The sequence below is a fragment of the Staphylococcus sp. MB377 genome, assembly GCF_001922505.1.
Classification (GTDB): domain Bacteria; phylum Bacillota; class Bacilli; order Staphylococcales; family Staphylococcaceae; genus Staphylococcus; species Staphylococcus haemolyticus.
In genome coordinates, this window is sequence record NZ_MAON01000038.1 from 1 (window position 1) to 1,870 (window position 1,870).

At 53.6% G+C, this 1,870-nt stretch carries 1 pseudogene; it reads left to right on the forward strand.

The features are described from left to right. Nucleotides 1-1,870, forward strand: a pseudogene (locus BB045_RS11880) (hypothetical protein); the annotation flags it as partial.

Below are 1,870 nucleotides of genomic sequence, written 5' to 3' on the forward strand. Positions count from 1 at the left end.
GACGCAGATGCAGATGCAGATTCAGACGCAGATGCAGATGCAGATAGCGACGCAGACGCTGACGCAGATTCAGATGCAGATGCAGACGCTGACGCAGATGCTGACTCAGATGCAGACGCAGACGCAGATGCAGATGCAGACGCAGACGCAGATGCAGATGCAGATGCTGACTCAGATGCAGACGCTGACGCAGATGCAGATGCAGACGCAGACGCAGATGCAGACGCAGATTCAGATGCAGACGCAGATGCAGATGCAGATGCAGACGCAGATGCAGACGCAGACGCAGACGCAGATGCAGATGCAGACGCAGATGCTGATGCAGATGCAGATGCAGACGCAGACGCAGATGCAGACGCTGACTCAGATGCAGACGCAGATTCAGATGCAGATGCTGACTCAGATGCAGACGCAGATTCAGATGCAGATGCTGACTCAGATGCAGACGCAGATTCAGATGCAGATGCTGACTCAGATGCTGACTCAGATGCAGACGCAGATTCAGATGCAGATGCTGACTCAGATGCAGACGCAGACTCAGATGCAGACGCAGATTCAGATGCAGATGCAGATAGTGACGCAGATGCGGACAGTGATGCAGACGCAGATGCTGACGCAGATGCAGACGCAGATAGCGATGCAGATGCCGATAGTGACGCAGATGCGGACAGTGATGCAGATGCTGACTCAGATGCAGACGCAGACTCAGACGCAGATGCTGACTCAGATGCAGACGCAGACGCAGATGCAGATGCTGACTCAGATGCAGACGCAGATTCAGACGCAGATGCAGATGCAGATAGCGACGCAGACGCTGACGCAGATTCAGATTCAGATGCAGACGCTGACGCAGATGCTGACGCAGACGCAGATGCTGACGCAGATGCAGACGCAGACGCAGATTCAGATGCAGATGCTGACTCAGATGCAGACGCAGACTCAGACGCAGATGCAGACGCTGACGCAGATGCAGACGCTGACGCAGATGCAGACGCAGATTCAGATGCAGACGCTGATTCAGATGCAGACGCAGATTCAGATGCAGATGCTGACTCAGATGCAGACGCTGACGCAGATGCAGACGCTGACGCAGATGCAGACGCTGACGCAGATGCAGATGCAGACGCAGATGCTGATGCTGATGCAGATGCAGACGCAGACGCAGATGCAGATGCAGATGCAGACGCTGACTCAGATGCAGACGCAGATGCAGATGCTGACTCAGATGCTGACTCAGATGCAGACGCAGATTCAGACGCTGACGCAGACGCAGATAGCGATGCAGATGCCGATAGTGACGCAGATGCGGACAGTGATGCAGATGCAGATAGCGACGCAGATGCAGACGCAGACTCAGACGCAGATGCTGACGCAGATGCAGATGCAGATTCAGACGCAGATGCAGATGCAGATAGCGACGCAGACGCTGACGCAGATTCAGATGCAGATGCAGACGCTGACGCAGATGCTGACTCAGATGCAGACGCAGACGCAGATGCAGATGCAGACGCAGATGCAGACGCAGACGCAGACGCAGATTCAGATGCAGACGCAGATGCTGATGCAGATGCAGATGCAGACGCAGACGCAGATTCAGATGCAGATGCTGACTCAGATGCTGACTCAGATGCAGACGCAGATTCAGATGCAGATGCAGACGCAGATAGCGATGCAGATGCCGATAGTGACGCAGATGCGGACAGTGATGCAGATGCAGATAGCGACGCAGATGCAGACGCAGACGCTGACTCAGATGCCGATAAAGATCATAATGACAAAGCAGATAAACCAAATAATAAAGAGTTACCAGATACTGGTAATGATGCTCAAAATAATGCCACATTATTTGGTTCACTATTCGCTGCGCTTG